The sequence below is a fragment of the Paractinoplanes aksuensis genome, from assembly GCF_024137025.1.
Taxonomy (GTDB): Bacteria; Actinomycetota; Actinomycetes; order Mycobacteriales; family Micromonosporaceae; genus Actinoplanes; species Actinoplanes aksuensis.
This window is the reverse complement of record NZ_JAMYJR010000011.1, coordinates 41,390-63,501: the sequence shown is the minus strand read 5'-3', so window position 1 is coordinate 63,501 and position 22,112 is coordinate 41,390. Positions and strand designations below refer to the sequence as shown.

Annotated in this window: 20 protein-coding genes; 6 read left to right on the top strand and 14 right to left on the bottom strand. The window is 68.5% G+C overall.

Annotated elements, in window-relative coordinates:
• The first annotated feature begins 154 nt into the window (after nucleotides 1-154).
• The gene (locus M1L60_RS12060; protein ID WP_253237459.1) at nucleotides 155-658 is read left to right on the top strand and encodes a hypothetical protein; all 504 of its coding nucleotides are present in this window, start codon (nucleotides 155-157) and stop codon (nucleotides 656-658) included.
• 129 nt (nucleotides 659-787) lie between these two features.
• Here M1L60_RS12060 and M1L60_RS12055 read toward each other — a convergent pair whose 3' ends face one another.
• The 3 genes from M1L60_RS12055 to M1L60_RS12045 form a co-directional block, all read right to left on the bottom strand.
• Nucleotides 788-1,354, bottom strand: a complete 567-nt coding sequence (locus tag M1L60_RS12055; protein ID WP_253237458.1) for a histidine phosphatase family protein — start codon at nucleotides 1,352-1,354, stop codon at nucleotides 788-790.
• 122 nt (nucleotides 1,355-1,476) lie between these two features.
• Nucleotides 1,477-2,085 (bottom strand): FMN reductase, encoded by a 609-nt coding sequence (locus M1L60_RS12050; RefSeq protein WP_253237457.1) that lies wholly within the window; start codon nucleotides 2,083-2,085, stop codon nucleotides 1,477-1,479.
• The gene (locus tag M1L60_RS12045; protein WP_253237456.1) at nucleotides 2,082-3,185 is read right to left on the bottom strand and encodes an LLM class flavin-dependent oxidoreductase; all 1,104 of its coding nucleotides are present in this window, start codon (nucleotides 3,183-3,185) and stop codon (nucleotides 2,082-2,084) included. The genes M1L60_RS12050 and M1L60_RS12045 overlap by 4 nt, the downstream gene beginning before the upstream one ends.
• A 191-nt stretch (nucleotides 3,186-3,376) precedes the next feature.
• On the opposite strand from M1L60_RS12045, the gene M1L60_RS12040 reads away from it, so the two are divergent.
• The 3 genes from M1L60_RS12040 to M1L60_RS12030 all read left to right on the top strand — a co-directional run bounded on the left by M1L60_RS12040 (nucleotide 3,377) and on the right by M1L60_RS12030 (nucleotide 6,267).
• Complete coding sequence (locus tag M1L60_RS12040) at nucleotides 3,377-4,348, top strand: phospholipase D-like domain-containing protein (RefSeq protein WP_253237455.1); 972 nt, start codon at nucleotides 3,377-3,379, stop codon at nucleotides 4,346-4,348.
• Between the two features lie 34 nt (nucleotides 4,349-4,382).
• The gene (locus tag M1L60_RS12035; RefSeq protein WP_253237454.1) at nucleotides 4,383-5,162 is read left to right on the top strand and encodes an SCO2525 family SAM-dependent methyltransferase; all 780 of its coding nucleotides are present in this window, start codon (nucleotides 4,383-4,385) and stop codon (nucleotides 5,160-5,162) included.
• A 94-nt stretch (nucleotides 5,163-5,256) separates the two neighbouring features.
• Nucleotides 5,257-6,267, top strand: coding sequence for an FAD-dependent oxidoreductase (locus M1L60_RS12030; RefSeq protein WP_253237453.1), 1,011 nt, complete (start codon nucleotides 5,257-5,259; stop codon nucleotides 6,265-6,267).
• A gap of 49 nt (nucleotides 6,268-6,316) precedes the next feature.
• Here the strand turns inward: M1L60_RS12030 and M1L60_RS12025 are convergent, their stop codons facing one another.
• The 4 genes from M1L60_RS12025 to M1L60_RS12010 all read right to left on the bottom strand — a co-directional run bounded on the left by M1L60_RS12025 (nucleotide 6,317) and on the right by M1L60_RS12010 (nucleotide 11,096).
• Nucleotides 6,317-7,645 carry a glycosyl hydrolase family 18 protein gene (locus M1L60_RS12025; RefSeq protein ID WP_253237452.1) on the bottom strand — a complete coding sequence of 443 codons (1,329 nt, stop codon included), beginning with the start codon at nucleotides 7,643-7,645 and terminating at the stop codon, nucleotides 6,317-6,319.
• 65 nt (nucleotides 7,646-7,710) lie between these two features.
• Entirely contained in the window at nucleotides 7,711-8,781 is a 1,071-nt protein-coding gene (locus M1L60_RS12020) for a winged helix DNA-binding domain-containing protein (protein ID WP_253237451.1), read from the bottom strand.
• Nucleotides 8,782-8,823: 42 nt separating this feature from the next.
• Nucleotides 8,824-10,455 (bottom strand): glucose-6-phosphate isomerase, encoded by a 1,632-nt coding sequence (gene pgi, locus M1L60_RS12015; RefSeq protein ID WP_253237450.1) that lies wholly within the window; start codon nucleotides 10,453-10,455, stop codon nucleotides 8,824-8,826.
• A gap of 56 nt (nucleotides 10,456-10,511) precedes the next feature.
• On the bottom strand, nucleotides 10,512-11,096 hold the full coding sequence (locus tag M1L60_RS12010; RefSeq protein ID WP_253237449.1) for a TetR/AcrR family transcriptional regulator: 585 nt from the start codon (nucleotides 11,094-11,096) through the stop codon (nucleotides 10,512-10,514).
• 85 nt (nucleotides 11,097-11,181) lie between these two features.
• Between M1L60_RS12010 and M1L60_RS12005 the strand changes: the two genes are divergently transcribed.
• Nucleotides 11,182-11,994 carry an SDR family NAD(P)-dependent oxidoreductase gene (locus M1L60_RS12005; protein ID WP_253237448.1) on the top strand — a complete coding sequence of 271 codons (813 nt, stop codon included), beginning with the start codon at nucleotides 11,182-11,184 and terminating at the stop codon, nucleotides 11,992-11,994.
• 93 nt (nucleotides 11,995-12,087) lie between these two features.
• Here M1L60_RS12005 and M1L60_RS12000 read toward each other — a convergent pair whose 3' ends face one another.
• From M1L60_RS12000 to M1L60_RS11980, 5 genes are all read right to left on the bottom strand, one after another.
• Nucleotides 12,088-12,651, bottom strand: a complete 564-nt coding sequence (locus M1L60_RS12000; protein ID WP_253237462.1) for an IS3 family transposase — start codon at nucleotides 12,649-12,651, stop codon at nucleotides 12,088-12,090.
• Complete coding sequence (locus M1L60_RS11995; RefSeq protein WP_253237447.1) at nucleotides 12,575-12,997, bottom strand: IS3 family transposase; 423 nt, start codon at nucleotides 12,995-12,997, stop codon at nucleotides 12,575-12,577. The genes M1L60_RS12000 and M1L60_RS11995 overlap by 77 nt, the downstream gene beginning before the upstream one ends.
• Complete coding sequence (locus tag M1L60_RS11990; RefSeq protein WP_253237446.1) at nucleotides 12,994-13,305, bottom strand: transposase; 312 nt, start codon at nucleotides 13,303-13,305, stop codon at nucleotides 12,994-12,996. The genes M1L60_RS11995 and M1L60_RS11990 overlap by 4 nt, the downstream gene beginning before the upstream one ends.
• 808 nt (nucleotides 13,306-14,113) lie before the next feature.
• Nucleotides 14,114-16,720 carry a putative bifunctional diguanylate cyclase/phosphodiesterase gene (locus M1L60_RS11985; RefSeq protein ID WP_253237445.1) on the bottom strand — a complete coding sequence of 869 codons (2,607 nt, stop codon included), beginning with the start codon at nucleotides 16,718-16,720 and terminating at the stop codon, nucleotides 14,114-14,116.
• Between the two features lie 299 nt (nucleotides 16,721-17,019).
• Nucleotides 17,020-18,546, bottom strand: a complete 1,527-nt coding sequence (locus M1L60_RS11980) for a CBM96 family carbohydrate-binding protein (RefSeq protein WP_253237444.1) — start codon at nucleotides 18,544-18,546, stop codon at nucleotides 17,020-17,022.
• Between the two features lie 161 nt (nucleotides 18,547-18,707).
• Here M1L60_RS11980 and M1L60_RS11975 point away from each other — a divergent pair, with 161 nt between their 5' ends.
• Nucleotides 18,708-19,886 (top strand): dipeptidase, encoded by a 1,179-nt coding sequence (locus M1L60_RS11975; RefSeq protein ID WP_253237443.1) that lies wholly within the window; start codon nucleotides 18,708-18,710, stop codon nucleotides 19,884-19,886.
• A gap of 176 nt (nucleotides 19,887-20,062) precedes the next feature.
• Here M1L60_RS11975 and M1L60_RS11970 read toward each other — a convergent pair whose 3' ends face one another.
• Complete coding sequence (locus tag M1L60_RS11970; RefSeq protein WP_308208453.1) at nucleotides 20,063-20,758, bottom strand: response regulator; 696 nt, start codon at nucleotides 20,756-20,758, stop codon at nucleotides 20,063-20,065.
• The gene (locus M1L60_RS11965) at nucleotides 20,755-22,023 is read right to left on the bottom strand and encodes a sensor histidine kinase (protein WP_253237442.1); all 1,269 of its coding nucleotides are present in this window, start codon (nucleotides 22,021-22,023) and stop codon (nucleotides 20,755-20,757) included. Before M1L60_RS11965 ends, M1L60_RS11970 begins: the two co-directional genes overlap by 4 nt.
• Nucleotides 22,024-22,112 lie beyond the last annotated feature (89 nt).

Below are 22,112 nucleotides of genomic sequence, written 5' to 3'. Positions count from 1 at the left end.
CACACCGCCTGCCCCGCACTCCTTGCCGTCGCCCGGCCAACACTTCGTCGCGCCCGGCCAGCATTCCTCCCTGCCGTCGCCCGGCCAGCATTCCCCCGCGCCGTCTTCGGCCGCGCCGTCTTCGCCCGGGCCGGCGCGTCGCCGGAGAGGGCGGGTGCTGGTAGCGGCGCTAGCTGTCCTACTGGTGCTCGGCGGGGTGGCCGGCTGGGGCATCAGCAAGATCGGCGGCGCTCCCGAGACCAACGCCGACGGGCCGAGTGCCACCGCCGTCGCCGGCGGCCTGATGCGCTCGTGCGGCACCGGGTTCTGCCCGCTCGAGCCGCTCTGCTGGGGCGGCGTGACGGCGATCAGCGGCAAAGCCCATCCCCCGTCCCGCATCGACTGCACGCAGGAGCACAGCTGGGAGACCTTCGTGGCCCTCGAAGTGCCAGAGGGCGCCGTCGGCGTACGCCAGGACTCCCTGATGGGCCGCGAAGAGATCGCTAACGCCTGCTCGGCGGCCGTCATGGCCACCCGCAGCGAGGACCCCGCCGCCACTCGCTCGTGGCGGCGGGAAGCCTGGCCAATCGCCCTGCCCGAAGGCAGCATCCCGTTGATGCATTGCATCGCCGCCCCGGCCCTGGGCGGCACCACTGGCGGCGCGTTCCAGGTGGGCTGAGCGGCCGGCCCGCCACCCCACAGCCAGCCACCAGGCAGCCGGCCCACCGATCACGGCCAGCCACTAGGCAGCCGGCCCGCCGATCACGGCCGGCTGCTAGGCGGCCGGCCCGCCGATCACGGCCGGCTGCTAGGCGGCGTTCCAGACGTCGATGGCTGTGCGGCCGTGGTCGAAGCCGAGGATCGAGAGCGTCGCCGTGCCCAGTTTGAGGCGGCCACCGCCCTCGGCCGGCAGCCCGATCCAGCGCGCCCCGACCACCCGCAGCGCGTGCCCGTGCCCGATCAGCGCCACATCACCCTCGTCGAGCAACGGCCGGACCTTTTCCAGTACGCGGTCGATCCGCGCCCCGATCTGGTCCGGCGACTCGCCCCCGGGCGCGCCGTCGCGGAACAGCCACCAGTCCGGGTCGGTCTGGTGGATCTCGGCCGAGGTGATGCCCTCGTACTCGCCGTAGTTCCATTCGACCAGGTCGTCGCTGGTCTCGGTGACCTTGAGCCCGGCCAGCTCGGCCGTGCGCAGCGCGCGGTGGCGCGGGCTGGAGATGACGGCCACGAATTTGCGGTCCTTGACCCGGGCCGCGACCGCCTTGGCCTGGCGCTCGCCCTCTTCGGTCAGGTCGAGATCGGTGTACGACGTGTGGCGGCCGTTGGCGCTCCACTCGGTCTGCCCGTGCCGGATGAGCACGATCTCGCCCATGGTGACTCCTTCGTCGGTTCGTTCTCTTTGTACCCCGCGGCAGCGCGTCGGACCGGTGCCGTCGGCCACAAGCCACAAAAAGGCGGCCCCGCGCCTTCGCGGAACCGCCTTTTCCGGCGCTTTTACTTGAGCAGGTCTTCGAAATCGACCGTCAGGGCGAACGGGTCGGTCACCGTGGCCGGCTCGCGACGGTCGATCTCGGTGGCCAGCTCGGTCGCGCCGCGCACGATCCGGGTCTGCAAGAAACCGTCGGACGAATCGGCGCCCCAGTCGTCGCTGGCCGCGAAGACCGAGGTCGGCACGACCACCGCGCGCAGGTAGCCGAACAGCGGGCGCAGCGCGTGCTCGAGGGCCAGCGAGTGGCGGGCCGTCCCGGCCGTGGCCGCGATCAGCACCGGCTTGTCGACCAGCGCGTCCTTGTCGACCACGTCGAAGAACGACTTGAACAGGCCGCTGTAGCTGGCGGTGAAGATCGGCGACACCGCGATCACGGCGTCGGCCCCCTCGACCGCGTCCAGCGCGTCCTTCAGGGCGATCGGCGGGAAGCCGGTGAGCAGGTGGTTGGTGATGTCGTGGGCCAGGTCGCGCAGCTCGATCGTGCGGACCTGGAGCTCGATGCCACGCTCCACGGCGGCGGTGACCGCCGCCGCGGAGAGCTGGTCGGCGAGCAGGCGGGTCGACGACGGCTGGCTCAGACCGGCCGAGACGACGACCAGGGTGCGCTGCTTCATGCGTTGGCCTCTTCCTTGTTCTCGGTGGCCAGCTTCTTGGCGACGAGCGAGGCGTGGGTGGGCGCGTCCGGCACGTGGGCCGGCTTGAGGGCGGCGAACTCCTTGCGCAGCACCGGCACGACCTCCGCGCCGAGCAGGTCGAGCTGCTCGAGGACGGTCTTGACGGGCAGGCCGGCGTGGTCCATCAGGAACAGCTGGCGCTGGTAGTCGCCGACGTACTCGCGGAAGCCGAGCGTGCGGTCGATGACCTGCTGCGGGCTGCCGACGGTGAGCGGAGTCTCGCGGGTGAAGTCCTCGAGCGACGGGCCGTGGCCGTAGACCGGGGCGTTGTCGAAGTACGGGCGGAACTCCTTGACCGCGTCCTGGCTGTTCCGGGCCATGAACACCTGGCCGCCGAGCCCGACGATGGCCTGGTCGGGGTCGCCGTGGCCGTAGTGGGCGAACCGCTGCCGGTACAGCTGGACCATCCGCTGGGTGTGCGAGGCGGGCCAGAAGATGTGGTTGGCGAAGAAGCCGTCACCGTAGAAGGCGGCCTGCTCCGCGATCTCGGGGCTGCGGATCGAGCCGTGCCACACGAACGGCGGCACGTCGTCGAGCGGGCGCGGCGTCGAGGTGAAGGACTGCAGCGGCGTACGGAACTTGCCCTGCCAGTCGACAACGTGCTCGCGCCACAGCTTGTGCAGCAGCGCGTAGTTCTCGATGGCCAGCGGGATCCCGGCCCGGATGTCCTTGCCGAACCAGGGGTAGACCGGCCCGGTGTTGCCGCGTCCCATCGTCAGGTCGACGCGGCCGCCCGACAGGTGCTGCAGCATCGCGTAGTCCTCGGCGATCTTCACCGGGTCGTTGGTGGTGATCAGCGTGGTCGCCGTGCTGAGCAGCAGCTTCTCGGTCTGCGCGGCGATGTACGCGAGCGTGGTGGTCGGCGACGACGAGAAGAACGGCTCGTTGTGGTGCTCACCGAGCGCGAAGACGTCGAGACCGACCTCTTCCGCGTGCTTGGCGATGGTCACGATGTTCTTGATGCGCTCGGCCTCGGACGGCGTGTGCCCGGTGGTCGGGTCGGTGGTGATGTCGCTGACGCTGAAGATTCCGAACTGCATGACCGCTCCCTCTCCGCCGGGACCTGCTGCATCCCGTTGACTGCCCCTCACAACCACACCAACGACAGAACTATTTCAAATCTAAAAGACATGCGCTGCGGCGTGGCTCACATCTCTACCCGTGCGTGCGTTGCGTGAGGTTGCAGTCATCGTCTGTGATGGAGGGACTCTGACCCGGGGAGACGACACACGTGCACATCTTGATCAAAATCATGGTCACGAGCATCGCCGGCGGCCTGACCTACGTCCTCACCAACACGACGAAGCAACCGGAGATCTGGCAGTTGACCATGTCGGTCTTCGTGGCCGGGATCGTACTGGTCGTCCAGTTCTTGATCGATTCCTCGGAACAGGCCCGCAAGCTGGCCAGCGCAATTGGCGAAGACGTAACAAAAGGGACAGGCAGCAGCCTGACCGACAAGGTTCAGAGCATCAGCGAGGCGGCTACGCATCTCGCCCGCGTCGAGGATCTGCTGGGACGCGACAGCATCGTCCGCCTGGTCGAGTCAGCCGGCCGATTGAAGCAGGGTGAGGACTTTCTGCTGCGGTTCACGGACAGCCAGATCGAGGGGCTCGCAAGCCTCCTGGAGGGCCTGCGGTCCGGCCGAGCGGACCATGAGGGCGAGAACCCCGACTGGCTGCTTGCCCTTACCGACGCGGCAACCATCAGCATCGATGCGACGAGCATGACATCCTTCGACAAGACACACGGGTTTGTGGACGAGGGTGAATTCTGGTCGAGCGAACTCGGACTCCGGTATCTGGACCGGCAACGCGAGGCGGTCGAGCGAAACGTCCGGATCCGCCGGCTCTTCCTTCTCACCGACGAGGCGAACGACCCCGAGGAGCTCCGCAAGCTTCTTGAGCCGCACCGGAAGATTAATGTGGAGGTGCGGGCCCTTCGCCATGATGACATCCCCTTCCTCTACCAGAAGGATCTTCAGGACTTCATCCTCTTCGATCAGAAGGTAAGCTACGAACTTCAGACCGCGAGGGTGTTGCGGAGCGGCGTCACCCCATCGATCAGCAACGTCGGCTTGGTGTCCAATCCACAACTGACGGAGAAGCGTAAGCAGCGGTTCGAAGGCCTGTGGAGCGCCGCCCAAGATCCGGAACCGACCCCGGCTGCCGATCCCACCGCCTTGCCATCGGGGGCGCGTTAGCGATCTGCACGGGCGAATCGACGGAGGAGACCCAGTGAACGAGACCTATCCACGTTCCACGTCGCCCCCGACCGGCATCGCCGAGCGGCCCGTCGAGAACGGTCAGGTCAACTGGGACGCCTTCAACTCGAATGCCTACTTCAGCCACAACTACGGCGAACTCCGGTCCGACGACCGGCGCATCATCGAGATCGTCGCCGACTTCTTCAAGGACAACCCGCCCGCGCCGGAACTGGGCCGGGCGATTGATGTCGGACCGGGCGCGAATCTCTACCCTGCGATGGTGATGCTGCCGTACGCCGCCCGGGTCACGCTGTTCGAACGTTCGCACGCCAACCTGACCTGGCTGGCCGATGAGCTGCAGAAGCCGCACGGCTCATGGTGGCAGTTCTGGGAGGCGATCTCCACCGGCCGGCCCGCCTACGATCCGATCAATAAACCGCTGGACACTCTGCACGGCCGCGTCAGCCGGGAGCGGGGGAACGTCTTCGCACTTAGGGCCGACCAGTACGACATCGGAACCATGTTCTTCGTCGCCGAGTCGATCACTACGCGCACCGATGAGTTTCGCCGGGCCACCCGCCTGTTTGTCACCGCGCTCCGCCGCAATGCGCCATTCGCAGCCGCGTTCATGCGCCTATCGTCCGGATACGTCGTGGGTGATGAGCACTTCCCCGCTTGCTCGATCGACGAGGAAGATGTCGACCAGGCACTCGCGCCCGTCGCTCGCAACGTAAAGATCGAGCGGGTGGAAAGCGAAGATCTCCGGGTCGGTTACGACGGCATGATAGTGGCCACGGGCCGGCGAAAATGAGGGCACGCGGCGCCGATTCCTGACCCGAAAGGACACGGTCGGCAACGTCGAATACATACGGTCCCCAGGTGCGCAAGGAGGTTAGTCTCAAGAGATGGCCTACAGTCGAGCGGATGTCTTGATCATCGGGGCGGGCGTCATCGGCCTGACCACTGGCGTTCGTCTGGCCGAGCGTGGTCTCCGCGTCCTGATCTATAAAAGTCATGATTCGAACCGAACCAGCTCGTATGCGGCCGGCGCAATTTTTGATCCCTACATGGCCGAACACCGGGACCGTAAACTTCGCGACGCCTGGGCCTTGGCCACACGCCAGGAGTTCGAACGCCTGCACGCCGAACCGGAGCCCTGGGCGCGGCTGCTCGGCGGCGTCGAGGCATCACGCCGATCGATGACGCCGCCGGAGTGGGCGCTGGAACTTCCCGGTTATCAGCCGTGTGCCAATGTGGACCTGCCGCCCGGTTTTGCCTCCGGATGGCGCTACCGAACCCCTTTGATCGAGATGCCACGCTTTATCGAATGGCTCGAGACACGACTGAGCGCACTCAAAGCCAAGATCGAATACCGGAGATTGACCGACCTCCGAAGCGGGTTCGACGAAGCCGATATCGTGGTGAATTGCACCGGAATCGGTGCCGGCAGGCTGGTTCCCGACGACGAGGTGAGGCCGATTCGCGGCCAGCTGGTCGCTGTCCCCAATCCTGGAATTCACGAGTTCTTTGTGGAGCATGTGCCCGACCCGTACATCGGCGACACCACCTACGTTCTGCCGCATGACGACGTGCTCCTGCTCGGGGGCAGCGCTGAGCTGGGGACCTCCGATCTCACATGGGATCACGACGTCGAACGGGCCATCCTGAGTCGGTGCCGCGACGCCTTCCCGGCGCTGGCCGGCCTCAAGCCGATTGAAGAGTTGCGGAGAATCGGCATCCGGCCGCATCGTCCGACTGTCCGATTGGATCATGAGGACTTCGGGGACCGTCACATCGTGCACAATTACGGCCACGGCGGCTCCGGCGTCAGCCTCTCGTGGGGATGCGCGGATGAGGTAGCCAAAATCGTCGCCGTCATTCGCGAGAAGGCCGGGTTGCTGACGCCTGCGTCCTGAGCAGGCACCTCCGGGCCGATGGCTTTGCATCGGCCCGGACGCTTGTCTGTCAGCGGCCCTGGAGGCGCTTCACGTTGTCGCCGAAGGTCCAGGACTTGGAGCCGTCCCAGTTGATGGACCAGGTCATCAGGCCCTTGATGTTGGGGACGCTGTTGACGGCCTGGGTGACCAGGGCCGGGGTCATGTAGCCGCCGCCCGCGCCGACCTGGGCCGGGAGGCCGGGGACCTGCTTGTCGTACGGGATGCGGATCGTGACGCCCTGGATGGTCAGGCCGTTGTTGAGGCACTGGGTCTGGACGGTGAAGCCCTGGACCGTGCCCGCGCCGTACGAGTCGCCGTTGCAGCCGTACATCGAGCCGTTGTAGTACTGCATGTTCAGCCACCACAGGCGGCCGTTGTCCAAGTATTTCTTGATGATCGGCAGGTACGAGCCCCAGATCGAGCCGTACGTGACGCTGCCGCCGGTGACGTAGGCCGTCTCGGGGGCCATGGTCAGGCCGAAGTTGGACGGCATGGCGGCCAGCACGCCGTCGATGATGCGGATCAGGTTGGCCTGCGAGGTCGACAGCTGGTTGATGTTGCCGCTGCCGGTCAGGCCGGTCTCGATGTCGATGTCGATGCCGTCGAAGTTGTACTGGCGCAGGATCGGCACGATCGTCGACACGAAACGGTCGGCCACGGCGGACGAGCTCAGGTCGACGCCGGCGGTCGCGCCGCCGATCGACATCAGGACGGTCGCGCCTTGGGCCTTGGCCGCGCAGATCTCGGCCGCGGTGGGCACCTTGACGCCCGAGTCCATGCCGTTCTCCCACAGCACCGTGCCGTCGGAGCGGATCACCGGGAACGCCGCCATCAGCACGTTGTAGCCGTGCTGGGTGATCCGGCTGTCGTTGATCGGGATCCAGCCCAGGCCGGGGTGCACGCCGTTGGACGCGCCGTCCCAGTTCTCCCAGTAGCCCTGGAGCACCTTGCCCGCGGGCTTACCGCGAACGGCGCACCCGACCGGAGGCGGCGTGGTGGTGGGCGGCGGGGTCGTCGGGGGCGGGGTGGTCGGCGGCGGAGTTGTCGGGGGCCGGGTCGTCGGCGGCGGAGTGGTCGGGCCTCCGGTGCAGGCGCCGAGGTCGCGCCACAGGGTCGGGGTGGCGGCCGGGTTCCAGCCCGTGCCGGCCCACGCGGTGTGGGTGACCAGCGCCTGGTAGAGGTGGGCGTTGTAGGTGACCTGCTGGCCCGTGGTGTAGGTCGGGCCCTCACTCCACACGGTGCCCGAGCAGGCCACCGCGGCCGAGGCGACACCCCCACCGGCCACCGCGACGGCGAACCCGCCCGCGGCCACTCCCAGCGCTGCGGCCAGCGCCAACAATCGACGACGAACACCCATGGCGACTCCCCTGACGCGCGTTGTGAGCTCGGTTACGCACATCATGAAGTTCACATCTATAAATATCAAGGGTTCTTAACAGTCAGCGGCAACTCCAGATAGGCGGCGTACGGTTCCAGGGCTTTCGCGGCCGCGTCGCGATCACGCGCGGAGAGGGGCGTCAATGGCTCGACCGTCACGGTGACGCCCTTGCGGGTGAGCGTGCGGGTCCAGGTGGCACGCACCCGGCCGCGCTGCACGAGCGTCGAGCGGAAGACGCCGTTGCCGCCCGGGACGATCGCGTCGACGTTGTCGGTCATGAGCGAGCGGTCTTTGTAGCCCAGCATGTATTCGTCGAAGCCGGGCAACGCCAGCCACTCCCCCGGCCCGAGGTCGGGCGCGTCGGCCGCCAGGACCATCTCGGCCCCGTCGACGTCGACCGTCGTCAGCGCGTCGCCCGCGACGGCGATGCCGGTGCGGCAGTCGGTCATCGTGAGGCCGGTCCAGCCGACGAAGTCCTTGCGGGTGGCCGGCCCGTGGCTGCGGAAGTAGCGGAGCGCGATGAGGCCGAGCGCCTCGTCGCGGGCCGGGCGGCGGGGCGCGGGCACCCACTCGTCGAGCAGCACGAACGTCTGTTCCTTGCCGACGTGCGGAGCAATGGCTGTGACGCCGCGCTGAGACGCGTACCAAAGAAGGTGGTAACCGCGCTGACCGGTGACCTCGATGCCACCGTCGACCATCGCGGTCATGCACTCGGTGCGGGTGAGGCGGCCGCCGCCCTTCAGCGCCGCGCCGAGCACGTCGACCGCGCGATCGACCGTCGCCTCGTCGAGCCCCAGCGTCTCACGGCGCTTGTTGGCGCCGGCCAGGGCGCGTACGCCCATCAGATCGAGCATCCAGTGGGCGTCGACCGCCGGGACGAAATGGACAGTGCCCCGCATGGGCCACGTGCGCAGGACGGATTTGTCCTCGATGGCCGCGTTGATCTGAGCGAGAGTCACGCCGGGCAGACGGCACCCCAGTGACCACAGGGCGCTGTTGACATCCTGAGCCTGCATCGCGCCGAACCACTCGACAACGCCCGCGACGTCGGCCGGGGCGTTACCGCGCAGCAGCAAGCTGGTCATCCGCAGGCCCAGGGCCGTCGCCTCATCCATGACGACGACCCTAGGGCGAGGGTCTGACAAAAACCGGCAGAATCAGCGGCCGCGCTGCGACCGGTACAGCTTGATCAGGTTGTTGGTCGACGAGTCGTCGTCGGTCTCGGGCGCGGACGAGGCGGTCAGCTTCGGCGCGAGCTGGTTGGCCATGACCTTGCCGAGCTCGACCCCCCACTGGTCGAACGAGTTGATCTGCCAGATCGTGCCCTGGGTGAACGTGATGTGCTCGTACAGGGCGATCAGCTGACCGAGCACCGACGGCGTCAGCGACTCGGCGATGATCGTCGTGGTCGGGTGGTTGCCCTGCATCACCCGGTGCGGCGCGATCTCGGGCGCGGTGCCCTCGGCCAGCACCTGCTCGAGCGTACGGCCGAAAGCGAGCGCACCCGTCTGCGCGAAGAAGTTCGACATGAACAGGTCGTGCATCTCACCGATGTCGTGGTTCGGCCGGCTGAACCCGATGAAGTCGGCCGGGATCATCTTGGTGCCCTGGTGGATCAGCTGGTAGAACGCGTGCTGGCCGTTGGTGCCGGGCTCGCCCCAGAAGACCTCGCCGGTCTGGAACGTGGCCGGCGAACCGTCGAGGCGGACCGACTTGCCGTTGCTCTCCATCGTGAGCTGCTGCAGGTAGGCCGCGAAGCGGTGCAGGTATTGCGAGTACGGCAGAACGGCATGCGACTGCGCGCCCAGGAACGTGTCGTACCAGACGTTGAGCAGGCCCAGCAGCGCCGGCACGTTGGACTCGAGCGGCTGGGTGCGGAAGTGCTCGTCGACCGTGTGGTAGCCGGCGAGCATGTCGGCGAACTGCTCCTTACCGATCGCGATCATGACCGACAGACCGACCGCGCTGGGCAGTGAGTAGCGGCCGCCCACCCAGTCCCAGAAGCCGAACATGTTGGCGGTGTCGATGCCGAAGTCGGACACCCGCTGCGCGTTCGTGCTGACCGCCACGAAGTGCTTGGCCACCGCCGACTGGTCGCCGCCGAGGCCTTCGAGCAGCCAGTTGCGCGCCTCGGTGGCGTTGGTCAGCGTCTCCTGCGTGCCGAACGTCTTCGACACGATGACGAACAGCGTGGACGCCGGGTCGAGGTCGTGCGTCTTCTCGTACAGGTCGGTGGGGTCGATGTTCGAGATGAAGCGGCACTCGATGTCGGGCGTCTTGAAGGCCTTCAGAGCCTCGTACGCCATGACGGGCCCCAGGTCGGAGCCGCCGATCCCGATGTTGACCACGGTCTTGATGCGCTGACCGGTGTGCCCGACCCACTCGCCGGACCGCACCTTGTCACTGAACGCGCCCATCCGGTCGAGCACCTCGTGCACCTCGGCCACCACATTCTGGCCGTCGACGACGAGCTGGGCGTCGCGGGGCAGGCGCAGCGCGGTGTGCAGCACGGCGCGGTCCTCGGTGACGTTGATGTGCTCGCCGGCGAACATCGCGGCCGTGCGCTCGCGCAGTTTGGCCCGCTCGGCCAGCGCCAGCAGCGCGGTCAGCACCTCGTCGGTCACCAGGTTCTTGCTGTAGTCGACGGTGAGGTCGGCCAGCTGCGCGGTGAGGCGCTCACCCCGGTTCGGGTCGCTGCCGAAGAGGTCGCGCAGGTGGACGGCCGCGAATTTCTCGGCGTGGCCCTGCAGCGTCTGCCACTCGGTGCTGTCGGAAACGTGATCGCTCATTTTTCCAGTCTCTTCCTCGAACCCGGACTCTCGGCCTAATCCTGGCACGAATCGTGTCAGGGCACCGGCGACGCCGTGGAGATCACTTGGCGAACGACGCGTTCCATGACGGGCATCACCTTCTCCGGATCCTGCCCTGCTGTCTGCAGCGCCACACGGAAACACGCGATCCCGACTTGCGAGGCGAGCAGGGCTGTGTCCGGGTCGGCCCCACGCGCGAGAAGAACCCGTTCGAGGGCCTCGGCGATGCGTTGCATCTTGCGGGCCGCTCTGTCCTGCAGCTCCGGCACCGAAGAGATCAATTGCTGGCGTACGGAAAAACTAGCGCGATCACCGATCACGACCTCGCGCTTCTCGTACGCCAGGCCCCACAGCTGCAGCAGCGCGCCGGCCAGGTCACGGGGGGCGGGGGCGTCGCTCGCGGACGCCGACGAGAACTCGTCGATCAGGCGTTGCTCGTCGGCGAACAGCACCTCTTGCTTGTCGCCGAAGTAGCGGAAGAACGTCGTGCGCCCGACCTGGGCCCGGCCGGCGATGTCGGTGACCGAGACCTGAGCGAACCCGCGCTCGGCGAACAGGGCGAACGCCGCCTCGACGATCTGCTCGCGGGCCTGCTGTTGCTTGCGTTCGCGCAGGGTCATGCCTCTCACTCTAGCGGAGTGGTACCGAGTCCGTTACGGTACTGAGTACCAGTTCGAACCGAGTACCAATTCGCTAGGAGGCATCATGCCCACGATCCTCATGAACGGCGCCAGCCGCGGCATCGGCCTGCACGCCGCCCGGCACATGCTCGACGCCGACCCGACGCTGCGGCTGATCGTCCTGGCCCGCGGCGAGCAGCCCGACCTGCCCCGCACGACCGTGCTGCGGGCCGACCTGACCTCGCTCGACAGCCTCCGGAAGGCGGCCGCGCAGATCAGCGAGCCGGTCGACGGCTACGTGGGCAACGCCGGCATCCAGCTCACCAACACGACGACCACGACCACGGACGGCTACGAGACGACGTTCGCGGTCAACGTGCTCGCCCACCACCTGCTGCTGCGGCTCGTGCCGCTGACCGACCGGGCCCGAGTCGTGATCACCGGCAGCGACGCCCACTTCGGCGACTTCCGGCACAACCTCGGGCTGGTGCCGGCGCCCCGCTGGACCTCGCCCGACCAGCTGGCCCGGCCCAACCCGGGACGCAGCGGGCGGGGCGCCTACGCGGACAGCAAGCTGGGGGTGCTGTATCTCGTGCACGCGCTGGCCCGGCGCGGCGTCGATGCGTACACATGGAACCCTTCCTTCACCCCGGGCACCGGACTCGTCCGGGCCGACCGGATCGGCAACGTGCTCTTCCGGCGGGTGTTCCCACTGATCCCCGGGGTCAACACGGCTGAACGGGCCGGAGCGCAGCTGGCCGCCGCCGCTACGGGACCGCTCTCCGCGCCCGCCGGCAGCTACATCGACCGTTCCACGGTCACGCGCTCGTCCGACGAGTCCTACGACGAGGCCCGCGAGGACGAACTGTGGTCCGCCGCCGAGCGACTGGTCTCATAGAGCGCGCACAGCCGGGCCACAGACCGGCCGTAGGGGCGCGGCCGAACGTTGCCGCCATGACGATGAGCTTCCCCCGGATTCCGGGAGCGGGGGTTACCTGGCTCCGGTCGGGGCAGGCGTGAGGTTATCTGGCTCGGTCTGAGCGTGCCAGGCGGTCTCGTATTCGTCCGGGCTGAGGTAGCCGAGTTCGCGTTGGATGCGGCGGGTGTTGTACCAGCCGTCGATGTATTCGAAGATCGCGTTCTCGGCTTCGTCGCGTGTCCGCCAGCTTGTCCGGTAGACGAGTTCGATCTTCAGGGTGGACCAGAAGTTCTCCATCAGCGCGTTGTCGTAGGAGTCGCCGACCGAGCCCATCGAGGGCAGGATTCCGTTGTCCCGTAGGCGTTCCGAGAGACGAAAGCTCGTGTAGTTCGAGCCTCTGTCCGAGTGGTGGATCAGGTCGCCGTCACGGACATCACGTGACCAGATGCCGTATTCGAGGGCGGCCAGAATCAGATCGGTGTCACACCGGTTCGAAGTCTTCCACCCGACGATGCGGCGGGAGAACACGTCACGGACGGCGGCCAGCCAGAACACCCCCTCACCGGTGGGGATGCGGGTGGCGTCGGCGACCCAGAGCCGGTTCGGCCGGTCCGCGGTGAACTGGCGGTTGACCAGATCCGGCGCCGGCGTGTGCCGCGGGTCCTGTCTCGTTGAGCCGCCGCGCCAGCCCCGGCGCAGGAACGCGCCGGGGCTGGGATGCCATCAGCCGCTCGACGCGTTTGCGGCCGACCCGGATGCCGTCGCGGCGTAGCTGCCGGTGCACCCGGTCGGCGCCGTAGGTGTGGCCGGAGGCCTCCCAGATCTCGTGGATGCCGGTGAGCAGGCCGAGGTCTACCAGGTCGCGGTCACAGGGCTGTTCGGCCTGCTTGCGCCAGGCGTAGTAGGTCGATTCGGCGATGTTGAGGACCCGTAGCAGGAGCGCGACCGCGAAGCGATCACGGTGTTCGTCGATGAACGTCATGACCGTCGCCGGGTCGGGTCGAGCTCCGCCGCGAAATACGCGCTCGCGGCCTTGAGGATCTCGTTGGCCCGGCGCAGTTCGGCGTTCTCCCTGGCCAGCCGGCGGTTCTCCTCCAGCAGATCGGTGCTCGGCCGGTCATGGCGTTCACCGGCGTCGGCCTCGGCCTGGCGAATCCAGTTCCTGAGCGCTTCGTGATGCACGTTCAGCTGCTCGGCCAGCCGCCGGATCGTCGGCTTCGGCTCCGACTCGCGATACAAGCGCACAGCACGTGCTCGCAGCTCGTCGGGGTACTTCTTCGGTGCGGCCACAGATGCTTCCTCCCATGATCAGTCGATCATGTCTGAGAAGCTCCCGGAAACCGGGGGGAACTCACATCGCAAGCGACCCGAGGTTTGGGGGCGGGGGGGGGGGCCCCCCGGGGGCCGCCCCCCCCCCCCCCCGGGGGGGGGGCCCCCCCCCCCCACCCCCCCCCCCCCCCCCCCCGCCCCGAAACACCCCACCGCACGCACCGCACCGCCGCCACCGCCGCCACCGCCGCACCGCCGCACCGCCGCACCGCCGCACCGCCGCAACGGTCCCCGCGTCCCGCCAGGACGCGGGGATTTGTCGCGCATCCCCGAAGGCCGGGTCACGAAACACCGAACCCACCCAGGCCGCCCGATCGAGCGACGCCCGAACGCGCCGAGCGGTTCGACTGCGAAGTTCCGCGCCAATGCTGCGGCTCGCAGACGATCACACCGACGACCGGTAGAAGGCCTCTGACCCCACTGCCGCTATCGGCTGGAGAGAGATCCGCCGCAGCCAACGACCACACCGCCAAAAAGAGTGAAGCCGAGCAGCCCCACCAACCAGGCCCGCGGAAACGTCGCCTCCCAGCCGAACAATCACACCGACAGGTCGATGGAGGCCCGCCAAAGCCGCACGGCCCCACCAACGGGCACTCGGAAACTTCGCTTCCAAGCCGAACAATTAAACCGCGGGACGGCGGGGGCCCGCCAAAGCCGCGCACCCCCAATCCATCGGTTGGCGGGGCGGGTGGAGCCGGGTGGATTCGCCCGTTGCTGATTTCTGTTCGCACTGCCTGCGCCGTGGGCGCGATGGCTCGTACAGAAAAAGTCAGTTCGTGGCAGCCAGGGTGGGCAGGCCGGTTTCGAGCAGGCGGCCGGCCTCGGCCGCCGGCACAGGGCGGGAGAGGAAGTAGCCCTGGCCGTGGTCGCACGACATTTCGCGCAGGATTGCTACCTGGGACGCGTTCTCGATGCCCTCGGCGACCGTTCGCATGCCGAAGCGCTGGCCCAGGCGGACGATCGTGTGCACCAGTGTTTCGTCCTCGGCGTCGCCGCTGCCCAGGCGGTCCACGAACGAGCGGTCGATCTTCAGGACGTCCATGGGGAAGCGCCGCAGGTAGGCCAGCGACGAGTATCCCGTACCGAAATCGTCCATGGCCAGCATGACGCCGAGCGCCTTCAGGCTGACGATGCGGGCGAGGTTCTCGTCGGTGTCGGTGAGCAGCACACTTTCGGTCATCTCGAGGCACAGCTGGTCGGCCGGCATGCCGGTCTCGGTCAGCACCTCGGCCACTGTCGCCGCCAGGTCGCCTGCCTCGAACTGGCGCACCGACACGTTGACGGCCATCTTCAACGGGCGGCCCCAGGCCACCGCCTGGTGGCACGCCTCGGCCAGCACCCAGCGGCCGAGCGGCACGATCAGCCCGGTCGACTCGGCCACGCCGATGAACTCGAGCGGGGGCACCAGGCCGCGGGTCGGGTGGTTCCAGCGGACCAGGGCCTCGAAGCCGACGATCGTATTGTCGGACAAGTCGACAGTCGGTTGGTAATGCAGCACGAGCTCGTCGCGTTCGAGGGCCAGCCGCAGGTCGTCGGCGAGCGACAGCCGTTGCATGAGCGCGTCGTGCATGTTCGGGTGGTAGGCCGCGTACACGCCGCCGCCCGCGTCCTTGGCCTTGTACATGGCCAGGTCGGCGTTGCGCTGCAGCTGCTGGATGTCGCTGGCGTCGGCGGCCGAGGCGATGCCGATGCCCGCCCCCACGTGCAGTTCGCGGCCGTCGACCAGGAACGGCTCGTCGAGGTGTTCGAGGATGCGGATGGCCAGCGCCTCGGCGTCGGTCCGGGCGTCAGGCGAGGCCACGATCACGGCGAACTCGTCGCCGCCGAGGCGGGCCACCGTGTGCGGCGCCGGCACCGCGTGCAGCAGCCGGGCCGCGACCTGCACCAGCAACTGGTCGCCGGCCGCGTGACCGAGGCTGTCGTTTACCTCTTTGAAGCCGTCCAGGTCGAGGAAGAGCACCGACACGTGTTCGGCGATGTCCTGCTCGTCGACTGCTGTCGCCAGCCGCTCGCGGAACAGGGCACGGTTCTCGAGCCCGGTCAGCGCGTCGTGGTAGGCGTCGTGGCGCAGCTGGTCCTGCAGCTGCCGGGCCTCGCTCACGTCCTTGGTGTTGAAGACCAGGCCACGGATGTACGGGTCGTCGAGCTTGTTCGTAATGATCATCTCGGACAGGCGGCGGCTGCCGTCCTCGTGCGGCAGCCGTACCTCGATCGTCGTCGTCCCGCCGGGCCGGCCCATGACCTCGTCGATCGCGGCCTGGATCTGCGGCGCCGCCTTGCGCCCGACGACGTCGACCAGCCGGTGACCGACGAGCGTCGACAGGGGGAAGCCGAAGATCCGCTCGACCGACGAGCTCTGATAGCGGACGGTCGAGTCGGCCTCGAGGATCGCGAGCGACTCGGAACTCTGCTCGACGAGCGCGCGGAAGTGCTGTTCGCGGGTGGTCAACTCGGCCGTACGAGCGGTGACCCGGTCCTCGAGCCGCCGGGCGAGCTGCTTGTTGTCGTGCGAGAGCAGAACGCCGCGCAGCACGATCAGCAGGATGCAGATGAAACGGCACCAGGTGCCGACGGGCGTCGGGCGGCCACCCTGGGACATCCAGAGGGCGCCCACGACGAGACTGAGAACCACCACCGCGTACGGCAGAACGACGCCCACCGACCAGCGGACCGTGCGCGCCTGGTCGTGCGGCGTGTAAGTGGCGAGCGGACTACGCAACGCGCGCACGGTGGCCAGCAGGATCAGCCCGAGCCCGGCGCACCACCCGGCGTCGGCCGGCGACGCCCCGATTCCACCGGTGGCGGCCCGGACGGCCGCGCTGTCGGCGACCGCCATCGTGACCAGACCCAGGCAGACCGGCGCGAGCGCCCGCGAGCCCGGGTAGTGCGCGGTCCATCGGGCGAGGGCGGCCAGCGCGACCGTGGCCAGCAGCACATCGGCCACCGGACGCACGAACGCGTCGTCCCGGCCGGCGGCCAGGGCCGGCTGGATCACGACGTTGTACGACATCACGAACAGCGAGAAGCCGATGAGCAGAATGTCGATCGCGGTACGGAGCCGGGTCAGGCGGCTGGTCCCCCGGGGCGACGGGATGGCGAACAGGCACAGGGCGGTCAGGCCGACCAGCGCCAGCCGTCCGGTCCCGGTCAGGCTGGCCATGATGCCCACGGCCAGGGCGACCCAGGCCATCCGGACCGCGCCGGTGCGGCGCCGCGCGACGACGACGCAGGCCACGGCGAGCGCGGTCGTGACCAGGATCGTGAGCACCCCGATCACCGCAGCCGGCGCCGTGACACCCAGCACGACGGCGGACAGCAGGATGACGGCCGGGAGTGCGGCGCCGGACGTCATCAGGTCCCCCTTCCCGTCATGCATGCCAGCAGAATCGGAATCAGGCGCGGCCACCTGAGAAAATGACTGCGGCGGCCCTCCCGCAGGAGAACCGCCGCAGCGACAAGAAGTCAGATCACTTCTTCTTCTTGTTCTTCTTGTCCTTTTTCTTGTCCTTCTTGGACTTCTTCGCCATGGTGGACCTCCCATCAACGTCATAGGCGCCCAGGTCGGCGCCACGCGTTAACGATAGGGAAATTCCACCGGTCCGGAAGCCCAACGCAGATGAACAAGATGTGTCACGAACCACGAACACCGTCGTGGGAAACGCTTGTCACTCCAGTTCAGCCCAGCTTGACCTTGAAGATCGGGTCGGCCGCGAGCTTCTTGAACGCGGTCAGCGCGGTGGCGGTGCTGTTGATGCTGATGTCGCGGTCGCCCTCGTCGTCCTTCTTGGTGTCGAAGTACACGATCGCCTTGATGGCCTTACGCTTGGCCAGCTCGGGCAGCACGCTGTTGTAGACCGGAGCCTTGTCGGCGATCTTGCCGACACGGTGGTAGGCGCCCCACTCGGCAACCATGATCGGCTTGCTGGCGTGCTTGGTGGTGGCCCAGTCGTACCAGTTGGTGCCGCCACCGGTGGGCGCGCGGTCGAGCAGGTCGTTGAACTTGCCGTAGTGGTAGTAGCCGGGCTCGGCGCTCACGTACGAGTCGAGACCCATCCAGTCGACGACGTCGTCACCGGGGTACAGGTCCTTCCACCAGCTCTGCGCCATCCACTTCTCGTTACCCATGTACGCCATGACGTTGACGACGTTCGTGACGCCCTGAGCCTTCAGGCGCAGGATCGTGTGGCGGTACATCGCGGCGAAGTCCTTGGCCTCGAAGCCGGAGCCGGCCTTGGCCACGACGTCGTTCTCGGGCTCGTGGTTGAGAACCAGGAAGAACTTCTTGCCGTACGCCTTGGCCCGCGCGGCGAAGGCGTCGATGCGCTTGTCCTGCTGGCCCTGGGCGACCTTGGCCCACGACGAGCCGTACGCGATCTTCCAGTTGGTCAGCAGCACCCGGGGGTTGGCGGTCTCGGAGGTCATCGCGATCTCGGACTTGGTCGGGAAGACCTCGTCACCCTTGTGGTACGTGTGGAAGATCGTCGAGGTGCGGCCGCTGAGCTTCTCCCAGTCGCGCAGCGCCTGGTCGCGCGGGGTGTCGGTGAAGCCACCGGCGGCGGCGCCCCAGAGCACGCCACAGGACGGAACGAGCTTCGCGTCGGTCACACAGTTGCCGTTGTTCACCGGCTTCGAGGGCACGGGCGGCGACACGTCGGTGTCGGTGGTGACCTCGAGGACCGGGGCGCCGCTCTTGGCCTCGGCCGAGTGGAAGCGCACGGCAGCACCGGTCGAGGACAGGGCGAACGCGTACGTGCCAGGGCCCTTGACGACCTTGCCGAGGTCGACGCTCAGGGTCGCGCCGGGGACGGCCGACAGCAGCACCGAGCCCAGGGCCGGGGCGTTGGCGGCGGTCAGCTTGCCCTCGGTCCAGGTGGTACTGGCGACCTGGCGGACGGCGACCGTGCTGGGCGTCGAGGCCTGCGTGGTCAGGGTGAGCCGGGCGCCGGCCACCTTCGTGCCGGCCGGAACGGCGAACTTGAGGAACGCGGTCTTGTTCTCCTTGCCGGAGACGCCGGCGACCAGCTTGGTCTCGGCGCCGAAGACGACGCCGGTGCGGGCGCTCGAGACGTACGCGTCGTCGCCCGCGGCGATCTTCAACGTCGTCGCGGCCGCGGCGTCGGCCGGGCTCGCGGCGGTGACGCCGGCGGCCCCCGCCAGCACGGCGGTCAGGACCGAGTACTTCTTCAGCTTGGAACGACGCACGTCTTCACTCCCCCGCTCTGTCCGGCCGTTGTCGGCCAGGCATGAGAAGAGATTGCGGGTCGTTCGGTGCGCGTCCAGTGCCCGATCCGGTGCGGTCAGGTTGCGGCGCTCGTTTTCCTCAAGTCTTGCTTTCCGGTGCGTTCACGGGGTAGCCAGACAGGATGGAACTGATCATCGACGGGCACAACGACCTGCCCATGCAACTGCGTGGGCGCTACGGATACCGCGTGGACGGGCTCGACGAGCCCCGCCCCGAGCTGCAGACCGATCTGCCGCGGCTGCGGGCAGGCGGCGTCGGCGCGCAGTTCTGGTCGGTCTACGTGCCGGGCGACCTCAGCGAGCCCGAGGCCGTCGTGGCGACGATGGAGCAGGTCGACGCGGTCTACCGGATGGTCGCCGCCTACCCCGGCGACTTCACGGTCGCGTACAGCGCCGACGACGTCGAACGAGCCTTCGCCGCCGGCAGGATCGCCTCGCTGATCGGCATCGAGGGCGGGCACAGCCTGGCCACCTCGCTCGGCGTGCTGCGGTCCTTCGGCCGGCTCGGCGTCCGCTACGTCACGCTGACCCACAACGAGAACCTGTCGTGGGCCGACTCCGCCGCCCGCGAGTCACAGGTCGGCGGTCTCAACGACGAGGGACGGGCGGTAGTACGCGAGATGCAGCGCATCGGCGTGCTGGTCGACCTGTCCCACGTGGCGCCGGTGACGATGCACGCCGCTCTCGACACAGCGTTCGCCCCCGTCATCTTCAGTCATTCCGGCGTACGGGCGTTGCACGACCACCCCCGCAACGTGCCCGACGATGTCCTGGTCCGGCTACGCGACAACGGCGGCGTCATCCAGCTGACGTTCGTCGCCCCGTTCCTGTCAGCCGACTACCGCGCCTGGATGGCCGCCGCCGACGCGGAGTGGCAGCGCCTCGGCCCACCCCCACGCCCCTCCGACTGGCCGCGCGCACCCCGCCCGGGCGAGGACCTGACGACGATGCCCGACTGGCCCGGCCCGGACCGCGTGGTGGAACCGGAGTACGCATCCTGGCTGGCCGCCAACCCAAGGCCACCGGTGACGGTCACGCAGGTAGCCGACCACGTGGAACACGCCCGCGACGTGGCCAGCCTCGACCACATCGGCCTGGGCGGCGACTACGACGGCACCACCGACCTGCCCGAAGGCATGGGCGACGTATCCGGCTACCCGCTACTGATGACCGAATTGTCAGGCCGAGGCTGGTCCGACGACGACCTCGCCAAGCTGGCCAACGGCAACATGCTGCGAGTCCTGCGCGAGTCGGAGCGGCTGGCCGAAGAGCCGCTCTGGCCGCTGGCACCCGCCCGCTGAGCCGCTGGCCGAGGAGCCGCGCTGACCGTTGTCACTCGCTCGCCCAGCCGCTGCCCAAGATCGTCGCCCCCACCGAGCCCACCGCTCCCAGGGGGAGGCCCCCGTTCGCCATTATCGCGAGACAGAGCTTGATCACGTAGAAGGCCTGTGGACAACCCGCAACTGTGGAAAGCGGTTCAAGCGAGACCGGCGTCATGGACCAGGATCGCGACCTGGACGCGGTTGTTCAGCTCCAGCTTGATCAACAGGCGGGAGACGTGGGCTTTCACGGTGGCGATGGACATGTGCAGCTCGGCCGCGATCTCGGCGTTGGAGCTGCCCTGGGCCAGGGCGAGTGCCACGTCGCGTTCGCGCTCGCTGAGCTGGTCGAGGCGCTCGGCGGCCCGGCTGCGCGAGGGCGGGGCCGGGGCGGCCACGTGGGCGATGAGCTGACGGGTCACGGTGGGCGACAGCATCGCCTCGCCCGCCGCGACCCGGCGCACGGCCCGCAGGATCTCGGCCGGTGGCGTGTCCTTGAGCAGGAAGCCGCTGGCCCCGGCCCGCAGCGCCCGCAACACGTACTCGTCGGCGTCGAAGGTGGTCAGCACGATCACCTCGGGCGCGCCGGGGCGGCTGCGCAGCGTCTCGGTGGCGGCGAGCCCGTCGACACGCGGCATGCGGATGTCCATCAGCACGACGTCGGGTTTGTGCTGCGACACCGCGCCCGGCACCTCGGCGCCGTCGGCCGCCTCGCCCACCACCGCGACGTCAGCCGCGGCCGACAAGATCATGCTCAGGCCGGCCCGAACCAGAGCATCGTCGTCGACGAGCAGCACCCGGACGGGCGCTCCCCGCTCTTCCGCGCCCGGCTCGCCACCTCCGTTCCCGCTCACACCGCCGCCTCGGCCGGTTCGGGCGACTTCGACTCGTGCGGCCAGGGAAGCCAGGCGGTCAGGACGAACTCGTTCTGCGGGGTGCGGCCGTGGCTGAGCCGGCCACCGGCCAGCAGCGTCCGCTCGGTCAGCCCGATCAGCCCGGTGCCGGTGCCGGGGATCGCCCCGGACGGGCCGCCGATCGGCCACGGGTTGCGAACGTTGATGGCCAGGCCGTCGGCCGGCGACCCAGCCACGTCGACTCGAACCGCTGTTCCGGGCGCGTGCTTGCGGGCGTTGGTCAGCCCCTCTTGCACGATGCGGTAGGCCGTGCGGCCCGTGCCGTCGGGCACCGAGGCCGGCTCGAGGCGGACGTCGAGGTTGACCTTGACGCCGGCCGAGCGCGATTCCTGGGCCAGTGCGGGCAGCGCGCCGAGCGTGGGCTGCGGCGGCTCAGGCTCGCCGTCGGACCGGTCGGTGCGCAGCACCCCGATCACCTCGCGCAGGTCTTGCAGGGCCTGGTGCGCGCTGGCCCGGATGACGCCGGCGGCCCGGGCGACCTCGTCGGGGGTGGCGTCGGGTTTGATCTCGAGCGCGCCCGCGTGCAGGCTCAGCAGGGAGATGCGGTGGGCGAGCACGTCGTGCATCTCGCGGGCGATGCGGGTGCGCTCGACCGTGCGGGCCTGCGCGACCCGCAGCTGCTGCTCGGACTCGGCCCGCACGGCCCGGTCGCGCAGCGAGAGCACCAGCTGCCGCCGCGAGCGGATCACCATGCCCCACAGGCACGAGATGATGATGAAGGCCGAGCCCCAGCCCATCGTCTGCCCGTAGGGCCGACCGTCCTCCGGGCGCAGCAGCGGGAAGATCGCGTTGGTCGCGAGCGCGGTCACCGCGAAGACGGCCAGTACGCCGAACCGGCGGTGCACCGCGACCGTGAACAGCACGATCATGCTGGCCGGTCCGGCGGCAACGGTGAAAATCGAGACCAGGGCGCAGAAAACGGCGAGCGGGATCAGCAGGCGGCCCCGGCGCCACCACAGCCCGATCCCGATGACGGTGCCGACAGCGAAGTCGAGCCAGGCCAGCCAGGGCGGGGTGAGGCGCCACTCGGGCACGAAGGTGAAGTCGGCACTCAGCAGGTCGTAGGTGGCGAGCACGCAGAAGCCGTAGCCGATGAGGAAGCACAGGGTGTCGATCACCCAGTCGCGCGTCGACCGCCGGGTGGGCACCGGCGTCTCGAGGGCGGACGGCAGCAACCAGCGGTATTCGGGCCTGAGCTTTCCCACGAGGCCGACTCTACGGCCGGTCGGCGAGGCCGGATACCTACCAAAGTCGGTGGTCGGCCCCGACCAAGGTTCGGTCGGGCCGACCTCCG

Bases quoted from the DNA above. Each gene is read 5' to 3' on its own strand.
- M1L60_RS11975 (WP_253237443.1), top strand. From the start codon at position 18,708: ATGGAACTGATCATCGACGGGCACAACGACCTGCCCATGCAACTGCGT.
- M1L60_RS12020 (WP_253237451.1), bottom strand. From the start codon at position 8,781: ATGGATGAGGCGACGGCCCTGGGCCTGCGGATGACCAGCTTGCTGCTG.
- M1L60_RS12005 (WP_253237448.1), top strand. From the start codon at position 11,182: ATGCCCACGATCCTCATGAACGGCGCCAGCCGCGGCATCGGCCTGCAC.
- M1L60_RS12045 (WP_253237456.1), bottom strand. From the start codon at position 3,185: ATGCAGTTCGGAATCTTCAGCGTCAGCGACATCACCACCGACCCGACC.
- M1L60_RS12010 (WP_253237449.1), bottom strand. From the start codon at position 11,096: ATGACCCTGCGCGAACGCAAGCAACAGCAGGCCCGCGAGCAGATCGTC.
- M1L60_RS11985 (WP_253237445.1), bottom strand. From the start codon at position 16,720: ATGCATGACGGGAAGGGGGACCTGATGACGTCCGGCGCCGCACTCCCG.
- M1L60_RS11995 (WP_253237447.1), bottom strand. From the start codon at position 12,997: ATGACGTTCATCGACGAACACCGTGATCGCTTCGCGGTCGCGCTCCTG.
- pgi (WP_253237450.1), bottom strand. From the start codon at position 10,455: ATGAGCGATCACGTTTCCGACAGCACCGAGTGGCAGACGCTGCAGGGC.
- M1L60_RS12025 (WP_253237452.1), bottom strand. From the start codon at position 7,645: ATGGGTGTTCGTCGTCGATTGTTGGCGCTGGCCGCAGCGCTGGGAGTG.
- M1L60_RS12055 (WP_253237458.1), bottom strand. From the start codon at position 1,354: ATGGGCGAGATCGTGCTCATCCGGCACGGGCAGACCGAGTGGAGCGCC.
- M1L60_RS12030 (WP_253237453.1), top strand. From the start codon at position 5,257: ATGGCCTACAGTCGAGCGGATGTCTTGATCATCGGGGCGGGCGTCATC.
- M1L60_RS12050 (WP_253237457.1), bottom strand. From the start codon at position 2,085: ATGAAGCAGCGCACCCTGGTCGTCGTCTCGGCCGGTCTGAGCCAGCCG.